Genomic DNA, 16,415 nt, shown 5'->3' with positions numbered 1-16,415 from the left:
AAAGGAAGCGCACGGCGACGCGTGGCGAGGTCCGTGCGGGTCCCTTACGGTTGTCACGGTTGTACGAAGCAATTCGCTCTGGATCAGTTTTGAGGGACAATATCCAGGCGTTCTAGCAGACCGGATGGTGAATTAACGTGGCCGAAGAGAGTCGCGGGCAACGGGGATCGGGGTACGGCCTCGGGTTATCGACCCGGACCCAGGTGACCGGTTATCAGTTCCTTGCCCGCCGAACCGCGATGGCGCTGACCCGGTGGCGGGTCCGCATGGAGATCGAGCCGGGCCGGCGTCAGACGTTGGCCGTGGTGGCGTCGATCTCGGCGGCGCTGGTGATCTGCCTGGGCGCGCTGCTGTGGTCGTTCCTCAGCCCGTCCGGCCAGATCAACGAGTCGCCGATCATCGCCGACCGCGACTCCGGCGCGCTGTATGTGCGGGTGGGTGACAAGCTGTATCCGGCGCTGAACTTGGCGTCGGCGCGGCTGATCACCGGGCGGCCGGACAACCCGCACCTGGTCCGGTCGAGCCAGATCGCCGGCCTGCCGCGCGGGCCGCTGGTGGGCATCCCGGGCGCGCCGACACACTTCGCGCCCAGCGCTCCGGCCGCGTCCTCGTGGCTGGTGTGCGACACCGTGGGTTCCACCGGGATCGGCGCGCCGTCGGGGGTGACGGTGACGGTGATCGACGGCACCCCGGATCTCAGCGGCCACCGACGCGTGCTGAACGGGTCGGATGCCGTGGTCCTGACCTATGGCGGGGACGCGTGGGTGGTCCGGCAGGGGCGCCGGTCGCGCATCGACGCCGCCAACCGATCGGTGTTGTTGCCGCTGGGTTTGACCCCGGAGCAGGTCAGCATGGCGAAGCCGATGAGCCGCGCCCTGTTCGACGCGCTGTCGGTCGGGCCCGAACTGACGGTGCCGGAAGTGCCGAACGCCGGCTCCCCGGCGACGTTCCCGGGGGCGCCCGGACCGGTGGGGACGGTGATCGTCACACCGCAAATCAGTGGGCCGCAACAGTATTCGCTGGTGTTGACCGATGGTGTGCAAACGCTGCCCCCGCTGGTGGCCCAGATCCTGCAGAACGCCGGCGGCCCCGGCAACACCAAACCGGTGACCGTCGAACCGTCGGCGCTGGCGAAGATGCCGGTGGTCAACAAGCTGGACCTGTCGTCGTACCCGGACGACCCGCTGAACGTGATGGACATCCGGGAAAACCCGGCGACCTGCTGGTGGTGGGAGAAGTCCTCCGGTGAGAACCGGGCCCGCATCCAGGTCGTGTCCGGGTCGACCATTCCGATCGCGACCAAGGACACGAGCAAGGTCGTGTCCTTGGTGAAGGCCGACACGACGGGCCGCGAGGCCGACCAGGTCTACTTCGGTCCCGACTACGCAAACTTCGTGGCCGTCACCGGCAACGATGCCGGCGCCAAGACGGCGGAATCGCTGTGGTGGCTGACGGACGCGGGCGCCCGGTTCGGGGTCGACGACACCCGCGAGGTCCGCGAGGCGCTGGGCCTGAAGACCGTACCGAGCCTGGCCCCCTGGGTGGCGCTGCGGCTGCTGCCGCAGGGGCCGACCCTGTCGCGGGCCGACGCCCTGGTGGAGCACGACACGTTGCCGATGGACATGTCCCCTGCAGAGTTGGTGGTACCCAAGTGAAACGCGGATTTGCACGGCCGACACCGGAAAAGCCTCCGGTCATCAAGCCGGAGAACATCGTCCTACCGACGCCGCTGAGCATCCCGCCGCCGGAGGGCAAGCCCTGGTGGCTGGTGGTGGTCGGCGTCCTGGTCGTCGGCCTGCTGATCGGCATGGTCTCCATGACCTTCGCGAGCGGCTCGCACGTGTTCGGGGGCGCCGGCGCGATCTTCCCGATCTTCATGATCGGCGGCGTCGCGATGATGATGTTCGGCGGCCGGTTCGGCGGCCAGCAGCAGATGAGCCGGCCGAAGCTGGACGCGATGCGCGCCCAGTTCATGTTGATGCTGGACATGCTGCGCGAGACGGCCCACGAGTCGGCCGACAGCATGGACGCCAACTACCGCTGGTTCCATCCGGCACCCGACACGCTGACGGCCGCCGTCGGATCGTCGCGGATGTGGGAACGCAAGCCCGACGGCAAGGACCTCAACTTCGGCGTCGTGCGGGTGGGCGTGGGCATGACGCGTCCCGAGGTCACCTGGGGTGAGCCGCAGAACATGCCGACCGACATCGAGCTGGAGCCGGTTACCGGCAAGGCCCTTCAGGAGTTCGGGCGCTATCAAAGCGTCGTCTACAACCTGCCGAAGATGATCTCGCTGCTGGTCGAACCGTGGTACTCGCTGATCGGGGAGCGCGAGCAGGTGCTGGGGCTGATGCGGGCGATCATCTGCCAGCTGACGTTCTCGCACGGGCCCGACCACGTGCAGATGATCGTGGTCAGTTCGGAGTTGGAGCAATGGGATTGGGTGAAGTGGCTTCCGCACTTCGGTGACCCGCGGCGTCAGGACGCGGCGGGCAACGCCCGGATGGTCTACGCCTCGGTGCGGGAGTTCGCCGCCGAGCAGGCCGAATTGTTCGCCGGCCGTGGGTCTTTCACACCGCGTCACGCCAGCTCGTCCGCGCAGACGCCGACGCCGCACACCCTGATCATCGCCGACGTCACGGATCCGCAATGGGAGTTCGTGATCAGCGCCGAGGGCATTGACGGCGTGACGTTCTTCGACCTGTCCGGCGCGTCCATGTGGTCATCCGTTCCGGAGCGGACGTTGCGGTTCGACAAAAGGGGCGTGATCGAGGCGCTGCCCCGCGACCGCGACACCTGGATGGTGATCGACGAGAAGCCGTGGTTCTTCGCGCTCACCGACCACCTCAGCATCGCGGAGGCGGAGGAGTTCTCCCAAAAGCTGGCGCGCTGGCGCCTCGCCGAGGCCTACGAGGAGATCGGCCAGCGGGTGGCGCACATCGGCGCCCGGGACATCATGGCCTACTACGGAATCGACGATCCGGCCGATATCGACTTCAACGCGCTGTGGGACAGCCGCACCGACACGATGGGCCGGTCGCGGTTGCGGGCACCGTTCGGCAATCGTTCCGACAACGGTGAGCTGCTGTTCTTGGACATGAAGTCGCTGGACGAAGGCGGCGACGGCCCGCATGGGGTCATGTCCGGGACGACCGGTTCGGGTAAGTCGACCCTGGTGCGGACCGTCATCGAATCGCTGATGCTGGGCCATCCGCCGGAGGAGCTGCAGTTCGTGTTGGCCGACCTCAAGGGTGGGTCCGCGGTCAAGCCGTTCGCCGGCGTGCCGCACGTCTCGCGCATCATCACCGACCTCGAAGAGGACCAGGCGCTGATGGAGCGCTTCCTGGACGCGCTGTGGGGCGAGATCGCCCGGCGGAAGGCGATCTGCGACAACGCGGGTGTCGACGACGCCAAGGAGTACAACTCCGTCCGCTCCAGGATGCGGGCCCGCGGCCAGGACATGCCGCCGCTGCCGATGCTCGTGGTGGTCATCGACGAGTTCTACGAGTGGTTCCGCATCATGCCGACGGCGGTCGACGTCCTGGACTCGATCGGACGTCAGGGCCGCGCGTATTGGATCCACCTGATGATGGCGTCGCAGACGATCGAAAGCCGGGCCGAAAAGCTCATGGAGAACATGGGTTACCGGTTGGTGCTGAAGGCGCGCACCGCCGGCGCGGCGCAGGCGGCCGGCGTGCCGAATGCGGTGAACCTGCCGGCCCAGGCCGGTCTGGGCTACTTCCGGAGGAGCCTCGAGGACACCGTCCGGTTCCAGGCCGAGTTCCTGTGGCGCGACTACATCTCCCGCGGGATCACCATCGACGGCGAGGACGCGCCGGCGTTGGTGCACAGCATCGATTACGTTCGCCCGCAACTGTTTACCAACTCATTCACCCCGCTCGAGGTCAGCGTCGGGGGACCGGAGCTCGAGCCGGTGCGCTCGAATGGTGAGGCGGCCGGGGCGGCGGAGACCGAGGCCGAGGACGAGGAAGGGATCAGGACGCCGAAGGTCGGCACGGTGATCATCGATCAGCTGCGCAAGATCGACTTCGAACCCTACCGGTTGTGGCAGCCGCCGCTGAGCGCACCCATCGCCATCGACGAGCTGGTCAACCGGTTCATCGGCCGTCAATGGCAGCAGGACTACGGCACCGAAAAGAACCTGGTGTTTCCGATCGGGATCATCGACCGCCCGTTCAAGCACGACCAGCCGCCGTGGACGGTTGACACCTCCGGGCCCGGCGCCAACGTCCTGATCCTCGGGGCCGGCGGTTCGGGCAAGACCACGGCGCTGCAGACGTTGATCTGCTCGGCCGCGCTGACCCACACGCCGGAGCAGGTCCAGTTCTACTGCCTGGCCTACAGCGGCACCGCGCTGACGACGGTCGGCCGTCTGCCGCACGTCGGCGAGGTGGCCGGTCCGACGGATCCGTACGGCGTGCGCCGCACGGTCGCCGAACTGCTGGCGCTGGTGCGCGAGCGCAAGCGCAGCTTCCTCGAATACGGAATCGCCTCGATGGACGTGTTCCGGCGCCGCAAGTTCGGCGGCGAGGCCGGCCCGGTGCCCAACGACGGGTTCGGCGACGTCTACCTGGTGATCGACAACTACCGGGCGCTGGCCGAGGAAAACGAGGTGCTGATCGAGCAGGTGAACCTGATCATCAACCAGGGTCCCTCGTTCGGGGTGCACGTGGTCGTCACCGCCGATCGCGAATCGGAGCTGCGGCCGCCGGTGCGCAGCGGTTTCGGGTCCCGGGTCGAGCTGCGCCTGGCCGCGGTGGAAGACGCCAAGCTGGTGCGTTCCCGGTTCGCCAAGGAGGTTCCGGTCAAGCCGGGGCGCGGCATGGTCGCGGTCAACTACGTCCGACTCGACGCCGACCCGCAGGCCGGTCTGCACACGTTGGTGGCCCGGCCCGCGCTGGGCAGCACGCGCGACAACGTCTTCGCCTCCGACAGCATCGTCGAAGCGGTCAGCCGGCTCGCCAGCGGCCAGGCGCCGCCGATCCGCAGGCTGCCCGCGCGTTTCGGCGTGGAGCAGGTGCGCGAGCTGGCCGCACGCGACACCCGCCAGGGCGTCGGTGCGGGCGGAATCGCCTGGGCGATATCGGAATTGGACCTGGCGCCGGTCTATTTGAATTTCGCCGAGAACGCGCACCTGATGGTGACGGGCCGTCGCGAATGTGGGCGGACCACGACGCTGGCGACCATCATGTCGGAAATCGGCCGGCTTTACGCGCCCGGTGCGAGCGCCGCGCCGCCGCCGCCGGCCGGGCAGCCCTCGGCCCAGGTGTGGCTGGTCGACCCGCGCCGTCAGCTGCTGACCGTGCTGGGCTCCGACTACGTGGAGAACTTCGCCTACAACCTCGATGGCGTGCAGGCGATGATGAACGACATGTCCGCCCTGCTGGCCAGCCGCGAGCCGCCGCCCGGCCTGTCCGCGGAGGAGTTGTTGTCGCATTCCTGGTGGAGCGGCCCGGAGATCTTCCTGATCGTCGACGACATCCAGCAGATGCCGGCGGGTTTCGATTCGCCGCTGCACAAGGCCGCCGCCTGGGTGACACGGGCCGCCGACGTCGGCTTGCACGTGATCGTCACCCGCACGTTCGGCGGCTGGTCCTCGGCAGGCAGCGACCCGATGCTGCGGGCGCTGCACCAGGCGAACGCGCCGCTGCTGGTGATGGACGCCGACCCCGACGAGGGCTTCATCCGCGGCAAGATGAAGGGCGGCCCGCTGCCCCGCGGCCGGGGCCTGCTGATGGCCGAGGACACCGGCGTGTTCGTCCAGGTGGCCGCCACCGAGTTCCGCAAGCAGTAAGGCTTTGCCGCTGCGCTGGGGTTGGCTCGGGTCAACTCCAGTGCAGCGGTAATTCCTTGAGCGCGAAGGTCTTTGACGGAAACCTGATTTCCGGCGCGTAATCCTGGGGGAGTTCGAAGTCGGGGATCTGCCCGAGCCATTCGGCGACGATGATGGTCAGTTCGATCCGAGCCAGGTGAGAACCCAGGCAGCGGTGTGGCCCGCCGCCAAATCCCCAGTGGCGATGCACCTTACCGTCAACGACCAGCTCATCGGTGGACATCGCGTCGCTGCCGTCGCGGTTGACCGCGGCCATGCACAACCGCACCGGCGTGCCCGCGGGCAGCGTCATGCCCCCGATGGTGACCATCTCCGTCGTCACCCGGGGGGCCACGGGCGCCGACGGCTCCAGCCGGACGATCTCTTCGATGAAAACCCTGATCTGCCTGGGATTGTCGCGAAGCTCGTCGCGCAGCTCCGGTCTGCGCGCCAACTCGAATAGGGAGAAGCCGATCGCCGCCGTCACCGTGTCCAGGCCCGCCAGGATCAGCAGGTGGCTCATGCCGAGCAGCTCGAGATCGCTGAAGTTGCCCTCGCCGGTCATCACCTGCGACAACATGTCAGAGCCCGGGTTTTGCCGGCGCTGCCGGATCACGTCGGTGAGATACGCCAACAGCTCGTGCCCCTGGTCGATGTCGGCCTGGGAGAGATAGGGCTTGTCGGCGACGACGGCGTCCTTCCAGCCGATCAGGCGGTCGCGGTCCTCCAGCGGCAGACCGTACAGGTCGAGGAACACCTGGAACGGGTACAGGCTCGCGAAGTCCGCCATCACCTCGCACTTGCCCCGTTCGGCAAGCTCGGCGATCATCTCGGCGGCGTGGCGCTGCAGCACCGGCCGGGACTTATTCAGCCCCAAGGGGCTGAAGTACGGTTGCAGGATCTTGCGGTAGCGGGTGTGCTCCGGCGGGTCGAACGCCAGCGGAACCACCGGCAGCGGGTAGCCGGGCGGCTGCAGCGCCAGTCGGGACGAGAAGACCCTGGGATTGCGCAGCGCAGCGAGCACGTCCTCGCGGCGGGTCAGGTAGTAGTGGCCGTTCATGAACACCACCGGCCCGGCGTCCCGCAGCGTCTTCCACCCGACACCCCGGTCGGCGGACATCGGTAGCTTGGCGTATTCGAGCCGCGGTAGGTAGAACGTGCCCGGCTGGCCTTCGCCAAGAGTGCTCATGCGCTCTGATCTCCGCTTGTCTGTGTGGGTTTCGTGTCTTGGGCGTCGTGAACCTCCGACGCGGCCGGAACTTCGCCGTCACCGGTTTCCGGTGGCACACCAATATCGCATGTGTCGCAAAGCGCCACCAATCCGACCGATGGGCGGATGCGAGGATCGACTCGGCGGCCGCGCCCGGCGACCATCTTCTAAACTTTTGTCGACCGACTAATCCGCCCATCGATTTGTCCGGTCCCCTCTGGGTGCTCCCCGAAGCCATCGAAGAAGGAAACCTCGTGAAGGTTCGTCTCGAAAAGTCCAGGTGCGTGGGCCATGCCCAGTGTTACGCCGTCGACCCAAAGCTGTTCCCCATAGACGAGTCCGGGAATTCGATCCTCGAAGAGCGCGAGGTGCGGCCCGAGGACGAGCAGGTGACCCGCGACGGTGTCGCCTCGTGCCCGGAAATGGCGCTGATCATCGACGAAGACTAGCGGCCGGCCGGGCGGACCTAAAAGCAAACTGCCGGTGAACGTTTGGTTGCCGGCGATGAACTGCGGTTTGGGCGGGAATGAACAATGGTTGGCCGGGAATGAACAGTTGGCGTTGCGGGTCGGCGCGCCCCTGACGACGGGCTAATGTCGTTCGCGAGCGGCAGTTCTGGCACAAGCGAGCTGTCGCTCGGTTGCTGACAGTGGGGTAATCGAGGCACAGTGTGGATGTCGTTTCCTGACCGGAAGCACCGGAATCTTGGTGGCGGGCCACCTATCCGGGCGCAGGGAACGGGTCTGCCGCGGTGCGTCGGGCATCCCGCCGACTGGGTTTGCTGCTCGCAGGTTCCACGTCGGTCGGCGACCTTCACCGGGTCAACGGAGCCCAGGGTTAGCGATTGTTCGCCAGGTCGTGACCACGACCACCAGAGTTCTTGTGAGACAACCGGGATCGCCACCGCGATCACGGCCAACTGAGGAGGACACGGTGTTCGACTTCGGAGCGTTACCGCCCGAAATCAATTCCGGTCGGATGTATGCGGGCCCGGGAGCCGAATCGATAATGGTCGCCGCGACCGCCTGGGACATGCTGGCGGCAGAGTTGGGGACGGCGGCCAGCGGCTACAGTTCGGTGGTCGACGAGCTGACCGGCGGACCCTGGGTGGGGCCCTCGTCGGCCGCGATGGTGTCGGCGGTCATTCCCTACGTGAGCTGGCTCGGCTCGGCGGCCGGGCTGGCCGAGGAGAGCGCCAACCAGGCGCGCGCGGCCGCGGCGGCGTTCGAGGCCGCGTTCGCGATGACGGTGCCGCCACCCGCGATCGCGGCCAACCGGCTGCTGTTGATGACGCTCGTCGCGACCAACTTCTTCGGGCAGAACACCCCGGCGATCATGGCCGCCGAGGCACAGTACCTGGAGATGTGGGCCCAGGACGCCGCCGCCATGTACGGCTATGCCGCCTCGTCGGCGGCCGCCTCCCAGCTGACCCGATTCATCTCACCGCCCAGTACCACCACCCCGGATGGGGAGTCCGGCCAGTTTGCTGCGGTGGCCCAGGCCGCCGCCGAGCCGGCCGGCAACTCCGGGCAGGCCACGAGCTCCCAGCTGGTATCGGCTGCTGCAGTGCCTCAATCGCTGCAGCAACTCCCCTCGTGGATTGCGTCACGCTGGCCCTGGTCAGCGATCGAAACGCAAATCAAGCAATTCTTGACATATGGTCTTCCTACCCCCGCAAACAACTGGACGGGCTTTGTTCCTCAGAACTACACCACGGTGATCAAGCAAACTTTGCAGGCGTATTTCGGGGTCGGCGTAGGAAACTTCGGTTGGTCGATGGGACAGCAGTTGACATACGGTCCCGGCGGTGCGACGGCCGGTGCGGGCGGTGCCTGGTACCCGACGCCGCAATTCGCTGGCCTGCACCTGGGCGCCGTGGGCGGTGTCGGCGCGGGCGCCCACACCGCCGGAGCGGTGTCGGCGAGCGCGGGCCAGGCCGGCAAGGTTGGGATGCTGTCCGTCCCGGCGAATTGGAGCACGCCGACCTCGGAGGCGACCGTCACGCTCGCGGCGGCGGAGGAGGCTCCCGCCCACGCCGGCGCGCCGGGTGCGCCGGGTGCGCCGGGAAACGCCCTGCTACGCGGAATGCCGGCGGGGGCGGTGGGCCGGCGCACCGCCGGCTACGGCTACACCACCAAATACGGTTTCCGCCACAGCGTGCTGACGCGGCCGCCGTCAGCCGGATGAGCCGTGCGCCCCAGATGAACATCAGTTGTCCACCAATGAACAGTTGGCGCTAAGGAGGCGCGAGCCGACGGGATCAAATTAGTCTCACTAGCAAGCTATGTCTGAAGTGAACTTCGACAGCAAAGCATTCCTTAAAGGTCATCGAGCCAGAGGTTTTGAGGAGGAAAACCACATGTCGTTTGTGACGACGCAGCCGGAAGCGTTGGCGGCGGCCGCGGGCAGTTTGCAAGGTATCGGCTCGGCGTTGAGCGCTCAGAATGCCGCCGCGGCGGCCCCCACGACCGGGGTGGTGCCGGCGGCCGCCGATGAGGTGTCGGCGCTGACCGCGGCGCAGTTCGCCGCCCACGCCCAGATGTATCAGGCCGTCAGCGCTCAGGCTGCGGCTATCCACGAGCAGTTCGTCAACACCCTGGGCATCAGCTCGGGGTCGTACGCGGCGACCGAGGCGGCCAACGCGGCCGCGGCCGGCTAAGGGGTCAGGACATGGCAACCGATTTGGGTTCGTTACCTCCGGAAATCAGCTCCGCGCTGATCTATTCGGGTCCGGGCTCGTCGTCGCTGACGGCGGCGGCCTCGGCGTGGAATGGGATTGCCGCCGAGCTGAATTCGGCCGCGCTGGGCTACGACAACATTGTCACCACGCTCTCCAGCGAGGAGTGGCTGGGGCCCGCCTCCGCGTCGATGGCCGTGGCGGTGCAGCCGTATGTGGAGTGGATGACGACCACCGGCGCCCAGGCGGAGGAGACGGCCGCCCAGGCGCAGGCGGCCGCGGCCGCCTACGAGACCGTGCTCGGCTCGGTGGTGCCCCCGCCGCTGATCGCGGCCAACCGCACCGAGCTGACCCAGGCGCAGGCGACCAACGTCCTGGGCCTGAACAACGGGATCATCGCGCAGTTGGAAGCCCAATACCAGGAGTTCTGGGCGCAGAACGCCGCGGCGCTGTACAGCTATGCCGGTCAGTCCGCGGCGGCGGCCAAGGTGACGCCGTATCAAAACGCGCCGGCGGTTGCCGATCCGGCCGCCGCCGCCACCCAGGCCACGGCGACCGCGAGCAATCCGGCCGCCTCGATCCAGCAGTCCCTGCAGGGCTTCCTCAGCCAGATCCAGAGCCAACTGGGCCTTCTCGCCACGCCCAACGGGACGAATTCGCTGGTGTCACAGCTCGCCTCGTCCAACCCATTGCTTACCGAGGTGTGGTTCCTCCTCAGCGGGCAGACCACGCTGCCCACCAACGTGGCAACGTTCTTGACCGGCTACAACAACTTCTCGAGCTTCTTCTACAACACCGAGGGTTTGCCCTACTTCAGCGTCGGTATGGGCAACTTCGGTATTCAGATGGCCAAGACCGTGGGGGCGCTCGGCGGCGCGGCGGCGCCGGCCGTGGCCGCCGTCCCCAAGGGCTTGCCCGGACTGGGCGGCCTGCTGGGCGGCGGCGCCGGCGCGGCGGCGCATTTGGGCAGCGCGACCTCCATCGGCAAGTTGTCTGTGCCGGTCGCATGGTCGGGTGCCGCGTCGGCGGTGGCACCCCACGCCACGGCCATCCCGGTCAGCAGCATCAGCGCCGCCCCGGAGGCGGCCGGGGGTCCCGGAAACCTGCTGGGCGGCATGCCGCTGGCCGGAATGGGCTCCGGCACCGCCGGCGGTGCCGGCCCGCGGTACGGATTCCGTCCCACCGTCATGGCCCGCCCACCCCTCGGCGGATAGCCGCGTTCGGCACGCCCCGGCGTGCCGCCGTCCGGTATTGGGGTCCGGCACCTCTTGCGGTGCCGGACCCCAATGTCATTCGGCAACGCTGCTTGGCGGATGGCGACACTCCCGATCGACCGGCGTCGCGCCGGCCACGGCAAGCGATACGAGCCCGGGCGTCTATGGTTACTACGCTCGCATCCCGAGCCGCGGCGTTACGCCGAGATGCCCCACCTGGAGAACCTGTCGGGCTGAGCTCGGGCCATCGTTAGCTCAATCGGCTGCGATCGCATCAGCGGTGTCGTCTGAATATGTTGCACGTGGTTGCCGGACGTACATAGTCCAGGTCAGCACGGCGGCGACAACATAGAAGCCCATGAAGATCCAGAATGCCGACGTCATCGTGCCGGTACTGAGATAAGACTGCCGCAGCGCGAGGTTGATCCCGACCCCACCTAAGGTGCCGAAACCCGCGACGAAGCCGATGACGACTCCAGAAATGAGCCGGGACCAGTGACGGCGCTCAGTCTCGCTCATGTCCAACGACCGACCATACGTTTCAAAAACTGTCGGGATCATCTTGTACACGGACCCGTTGCCGACCCCTGCCAGGATGAACAAGGCGATGAAGCAGGCCACGTAGCCGGCCATCGCTGAGCCGCTGACCGGGCCTGCGTGTGGGTCTTCGACGGTACCCACACCTATCAGCATCCCAGCAGCGAGAACCATAGAGACGAAAACCGCCAGAGTGACGCGGGCCCCGCCGACTCGGTCGGCCAGCTGGCCACCGCAGACCCGGGCTAGAGCCGCGAGCAACGGTCCGATGAAGGCCAGTTCAGCAGCATGCAACGAGGCCTGTACTGCGTTTTGTCCGTCGGCGATGAAGCTGGTTTGCAGTACCTGACCAAACGCGAACGAGAATCCGATGAACGAGCCGAAACTTCCGAGGTAGAGCAGGCCGAGCAACCAGGTGTCATGAGCAAAAACGACTGCGGACAGGATCGACCGGAGAAGCCCGGGTTCAACACGGTGCTGCGCGACGTTGTTCATGAACCACGTCGCGCCGGCTCCGGCGGTGATCAGCAAAACCAGATACAGACCACAAACCCAGTACGGCTGCCGGTCGCCTGCCGTAGCGATAACCAACAGGCCGACTATCTGAATTAGCGGCACTCCGAGATTGCCGATCCCACCGGCGAGTCCTAATGCTGAGCCCTTGAGTCGATGCGGGTAGAAAGCATTCGCGTTGCTGGCCGAGGCCGCGAAGTTCCCGCCGCCCATGCCACTCAATGCCGCGCAAACTAGGTATGGCCATAGCGGAAGTCCCGGATGCGCCAATAGCACCATCGCTCCGATGACGGGTATCAGCAGCACGAACGCCGAGAACATAGCCAAGTTGCGACCACCGAAGATCGCGGTTGCCACCGCATAGGTCGGCCGCAGGCAAGCTCCAACCAGGGTGGCCGTGGTACCGAGCAGGAGCTTGTCGCCCGCCGAAAAGCCATAGACATCCTTGGGCATGAACAATGCCAACACAGGCCAGAGTGACCAAATCGAGTAGCCGAGGTGCACGATCACGACCGACCAGAGCAGGTTACGCCGCGCGATCGTCTTGTTACCGGCTTCCCAGCTCACCGGATCCTCTGCATCCCAATGAGAGATGTGACGTGACCGAGTCACGTATCTGGCCAGCCGGAAGGTGTCCGACTTCGGAACGGCCGATCTCGGTACTGGACCGGGACCGGATCGTGCCGCGTATTTTCGCCGCGTAGCAGCGCCCGCTCTTCCATCGCCCTCCTTAGACCCGGTCTCGTGACGAAGCATCGAATCATTAGGGTGCCAGGATCCAAGCTGAGCGTCAGTTATTGCTCGGCCTGAAACTCCTTAAGATTTCCTGTAAATCCCCGGGCGCCCTGCACCGAGGTTCGACGCGCTGGCCGCGATGGTATGCATGCCGCTGCGCGGCGGCGACGCCGCCCCCGACATCAAGCCGTAGACACAACCAACGGTTGTGGCCTCACAACGCGGAGGCTCTTGTTGATGTCCTCGTGCGCAGTGCAACATGAGAGCGATGGCTCGTGGGCCCAACGAAGTACCTACTAAAGGCTAAAGGTACCTCTCGCTAATCAGCATCAATGTCGATGTTGCGCGGCAACCCCGCGCCCCTTTCGACGGCGATGTATGCGGCCGGATACGGATTTCTGGACATCCCGCGGTGTCGCTGGCGAATCTAGCCGGACATACTCCCCGGGCAATCGCGAAGGAGAGCACCATGACGACTGCCCGTCCCGCCAAGACCCGTAACGAAGGCCAGTGGGTGCTGGGAAATCGCGAGCCGCTCAACGACACCGAGCAGATCAAGCATGAGGATGCGCCACTCAACGTGCGGACACGCATCGAAAACGTCTACGCCATAAACGGATTCGACAGCATCGCCAAGTCGGATTTGCGCGGGCGCTTCCGTTGGATGGGCCTGTACACCCAACGCGAGCAGGGCTACGACGGTTCCTGGACCGGTGACGACAACATCGACATCATCGAGGCCAAGTACTTCATGATGCGCGTGCGCTCGGATGGCAAGCCCACGACGGCAAACACTTTGCGCGCGTTGGGTGAGATTTCGACCGAATTCGCCCGCGACACCGCCGACATCGGCGACCGGGAAAACGTGCAATTCCATTGGATCAAGATCGAAGACGTTCCAGAGATCTGGCGCCGGCTCGAATCCGTTGGCTTGACGACGATCGAGGCCTGCGGCGACTGCCCTCGCGGCATCCACGGCTCGCCGCTGGCCGGTGACTCACTCGATGAGGTCATCGACCCCTCTCCCGCGATCGACGAGATCATCCGACGCTTCATGAACAACCCCGACTACGCAAACCTGCCGCGTAAGTACAAGACCGCGATCTCGGGCCTACAGGATGTCTCCCACGAAACGCACGACGTCGCGTTCGTCGGCGTCAATCACCCCGAGTACGGTCCCGGGATGGACCTGTGGGTGGGCGGCGGTTTGTCGACCAACCCGATGATGGCCCAACGGGTCGGCGTGTGGGTTCCGCTCGAAGAAGTGCCCGACGTCTGGGAGGCGGTCACGCAGTTGTTCCGCGACTACGGCTACCGGCGGCTGCGCGCCAAGGCCCGGCTGAAGTTCCTGATCAAGGACTGGGGTGTCGAAAAATTCCGGAAGGTCATCGAAACGGAGTACCTCAACCGTCGGATGATCGACGGCCCGGCCCCTGCGCCGGTCAAGCACCCCATCGACCACGTCGGCGTGCAGAAAATCAAGAACGGTCTCAACGCCGTCGGCGTCGCCCCCATCGCCGGACGCGTGTCGGGTAGCACCCTGTCAGCGGTGGCCGATCTGATGGAGAAGGTCGGCTCTGACCGGGCGCGGTTCACCCCGTTCCAGAAGCTAGTCATCCTCGACGTGCCTGGCGACAAGACCGACGAGTTGGTTGCCGGCCTGGATGCTCTGGGCTTGCCGTCGCGGCCGTCGTCGTGGCGCAAGAATACGATGGCGTGCACTGGTATTGAGTTCTGCAAGCTGTCCTTTGCCGAAACCCGAGTGCGGGCACAGACTTTGGTGCCGGAGTTAGAACAGCGCCTGGCTGATGTCAACTCCGAAATCGACGTGCCGATCACTGTCCACATCAACGGATGCCCGAACTCGTGCGCCCGAATTCAGGTCGCCGACATTGGGTTCAAAGGCCAGTGGGTCGACGACGGCGAGAGCAATTCGGTCGAGGGCTTCCAAGTCCACCTCGGTGGCGGCCTGGGCGAGGAGAGCGGGTTCGGCCGAAAACTGCGCCAGCACAAGGTCACCAGCAACGAACTCGGCGACTATATCGACCGAGTGACGCGCAAGTTCCTCGAGCAGCGCCGAGACGGCGAGCGTTTTGCGTCCTGGGCGCTGCGGGCCGAAGAGGCCGATTTGCGATAGCGGCCACGGACACCACAAGGGACAGCACTGACATTACGGGCTGAAGACTAGGTGAGCGAAGTGATGACCGACTTCACTGAGGAACAGCTGCGCGGATTGGCTGATCTTGGCGCGGCCGAGATGGAGGGCGCGAGCGCCACCGACATATTGCGCTGGACCGACGAGCACTTCGGCGGCACCGACGGACCCCGCAGCTGGGCCACTTGCAGGTGGGTAGTGGCCTGCAATATGCAAGACGCGGTGATGGTTTCGCTGGCGTCGGACGTACGGCCGGGCGTGCCGGTGATCTTCCTGGACACCGGCTACCACTTCGCCGAAACCCTCGGCACCCGCGACGCCGTCCAGTCCGTCTACGACATCCACCTTCTCAACGTCACGCCCGAGCACAGCGTGGAAGAGCAGGACGAGCTGATCGGCAAGGACTTGTTTTCCCGCGACCCCAACAAATGCTGTCGGCTGCGGAAGGTCGTCCCCTTGCGAAAAGCGCTGCGCGGTTACGCGGCATGGGTCGCCGGGTTGCGGCGAGTGGAGGCGCCCACCCGCGCCAATGCTCCGCTGATCAGCTTCGACGAGTCGTTCGGCCTGGTGAAGGTCAACCCGATCGCGACCTGGACAGACGAGGATGTGGCCAGCTACATCGAGCAGAACGGGGTACTGGTCAACCCGCTCGTCGAGGAGGGTTACCCGTCGATTGGCTGCGCCCCCTGCACAAGCAAGCCCGTGGAAGGCGACGGCCCACGCAGTGGGCGCTGGCGGGGCCGGAACAAAACCGAATGTGGGTTGCACGCGTCGTGAGCACACTCGTACTCACTGCCCACGGCAGCAGAGATCCACGATCGGCCGCCAATGCCCGGGCCGTGGCCAACCGGCTCGCGCGCATGCGGCCAGGCCTGGATGTGCGGCTGGCATTCTTGGAACTCAATGAGCCCAACTTCATCGATGTCCTCGACCAATTGCCAAACAGCCGCGACGCGGTCGTCAGCCCGCTGCTGCTCGCCAGCGCCTACCACGCGTGCCATGACCTCCCCAAACAGATCGCGCGCGCCGGTGCGCACGGCATACGACAGGCCGACGTGCTCGGCGAAGACGAGCGACTGGTGTCGGTGCTGCGCGAACGCCTTACCGAACTCGACGTTTCCCCGCTCGACGATGGCCTCGGGGTGATGGTGGTGGCGGTCGGCTCGTCGAACACCGCCGCCAATGCGCGCACCGCGCAGGTGGCGTCCACGCTGGCGGTGGGCAGTCGGTGGGCCGGGGCCACCATGGCCTTCGCAACCCGACATGAGGCGTCGGTGGCCCACGCCGCCAGCCGATTACGCCGCCGCGGTGCCCGCCGGATCGTCATCGCGCCATGGTTCCTGGCACCGGGGCGCATCACCGACGTCATGTGGACTTATGCGCAAGACAACCGCATTCCGATGGCGTCGCCGCTAGGCCCCCACCGGCTCGTGGCTGAGACAGTGCTCGACCGCTACGACCAGGCGCTGGCGGACCACGTCGCGGCCTAATCCGTTTTCCAACGTCGACTTTTCGCGGGCAAAAGGTGTCTCAACAACTCC

The 16,415-nt window shown here is 66.1% G+C and carries 11 protein-coding genes; 9 read left to right on the top strand and 2 right to left on the bottom strand.

Annotated features, from left to right (window positions below; all coding sequences use genetic code 11):
• The first annotated feature begins 137 nt into the window (after positions 1-137).
• Positions 138-1,655, top strand: a complete 1,518-nt coding sequence (gene eccB / locus G6N25_RS21510; RefSeq protein WP_083077243.1) for a type VII secretion protein EccB — start codon at positions 138-140, stop codon at positions 1,653-1,655.
• Positions 1,652-5,815: a type VII secretion protein EccCa gene (eccCa, locus tag G6N25_RS21505; RefSeq protein ID WP_083077241.1), complete on the top strand. Its 4,164-nt coding sequence runs from the start codon at positions 1,652-1,654 to the stop codon at positions 5,813-5,815. Before eccB ends, eccCa begins: the two co-directional genes overlap by 4 nt.
• Before the next feature lie 31 nt (positions 5,816-5,846).
• Here eccCa and G6N25_RS21500 read toward each other — a convergent pair whose 3' ends face one another.
• Positions 5,847-7,022, bottom strand: a complete 1,176-nt coding sequence (locus G6N25_RS21500) for a cytochrome P450 (protein WP_083077239.1) — start codon at positions 7,020-7,022, stop codon at positions 5,847-5,849.
• Positions 7,023-7,297: 275 nt separating this feature from the next.
• Between G6N25_RS21500 and G6N25_RS21495 the strand changes: the two genes are divergently transcribed.
• From G6N25_RS21495 to G6N25_RS21480, 4 genes are all read left to right on the top strand, one after another.
• Positions 7,298-7,492 (top strand): ferredoxin, encoded by a 195-nt coding sequence (locus G6N25_RS21495; protein WP_083077256.1) that lies wholly within the window; start codon positions 7,298-7,300, stop codon positions 7,490-7,492.
• A gap of 484 nt (positions 7,493-7,976) precedes the next feature.
• Positions 7,977-9,230: a PPE family protein gene (locus tag G6N25_RS21490; RefSeq protein ID WP_083077236.1), complete on the top strand. Its 1,254-nt coding sequence runs from the start codon at positions 7,977-7,979 to the stop codon at positions 9,228-9,230.
• 172 nt (positions 9,231-9,402) lie between these two features.
• Positions 9,403-9,702 (top strand): PE family protein, encoded by a 300-nt coding sequence (locus tag G6N25_RS21485; RefSeq protein ID WP_071511529.1) that lies wholly within the window; start codon positions 9,403-9,405, stop codon positions 9,700-9,702.
• 11 nt (positions 9,703-9,713) lie between these two features.
• Positions 9,714-10,934 carry a PPE family protein gene (locus G6N25_RS21480; protein ID WP_083077234.1) on the top strand — a complete coding sequence of 407 codons (1,221 nt, stop codon included), beginning with the start codon at positions 9,714-9,716 and terminating at the stop codon, positions 10,932-10,934.
• Between the two features lie 255 nt (positions 10,935-11,189).
• On the opposite strand, the gene G6N25_RS21475 is transcribed toward G6N25_RS21480, so the two are convergent.
• Complete coding sequence (locus G6N25_RS21475) at positions 11,190-12,596, bottom strand: nitrate/nitrite transporter (protein WP_232065879.1); 1,407 nt, start codon at positions 12,594-12,596, stop codon at positions 11,190-11,192.
• A 592-nt stretch (positions 12,597-13,188) separates the two neighbouring features.
• Between G6N25_RS21475 and G6N25_RS21470 the strand changes: the two genes are divergently transcribed.
• From G6N25_RS21470 to G6N25_RS21460, 3 genes are all read left to right on the top strand, one after another.
• A complete protein-coding gene (locus G6N25_RS21470) occupies positions 13,189-14,856 on the top strand; it encodes a nitrite/sulfite reductase (RefSeq protein WP_083077448.1) in 1,668 nt (555 codons plus the stop codon).
• A 63-nt stretch (positions 14,857-14,919) separates the two neighbouring features.
• The gene (locus G6N25_RS21465) at positions 14,920-15,651 is read left to right on the top strand and encodes a phosphoadenylyl-sulfate reductase (protein ID WP_142272888.1); all 732 of its coding nucleotides are present in this window, start codon (positions 14,920-14,922) and stop codon (positions 15,649-15,651) included.
• Positions 15,648-16,364 (top strand): sirohydrochlorin chelatase, encoded by a 717-nt coding sequence (locus G6N25_RS21460; RefSeq protein WP_083077446.1) that lies wholly within the window; start codon positions 15,648-15,650, stop codon positions 16,362-16,364. The genes G6N25_RS21465 and G6N25_RS21460 overlap by 4 nt, the downstream gene beginning before the upstream one ends.
• The last annotated feature ends 51 nt before the right edge of the window (positions 16,365-16,415 follow it).

The organism is Mycobacterium heidelbergense, assembly GCF_010730745.1.
Taxonomy (GTDB): Bacteria; Actinomycetota; Actinomycetes; order Mycobacteriales; family Mycobacteriaceae; genus Mycobacterium; species Mycobacterium heidelbergense.
This window is presented reverse-complemented; position numbering and strand designations above follow the sequence as displayed.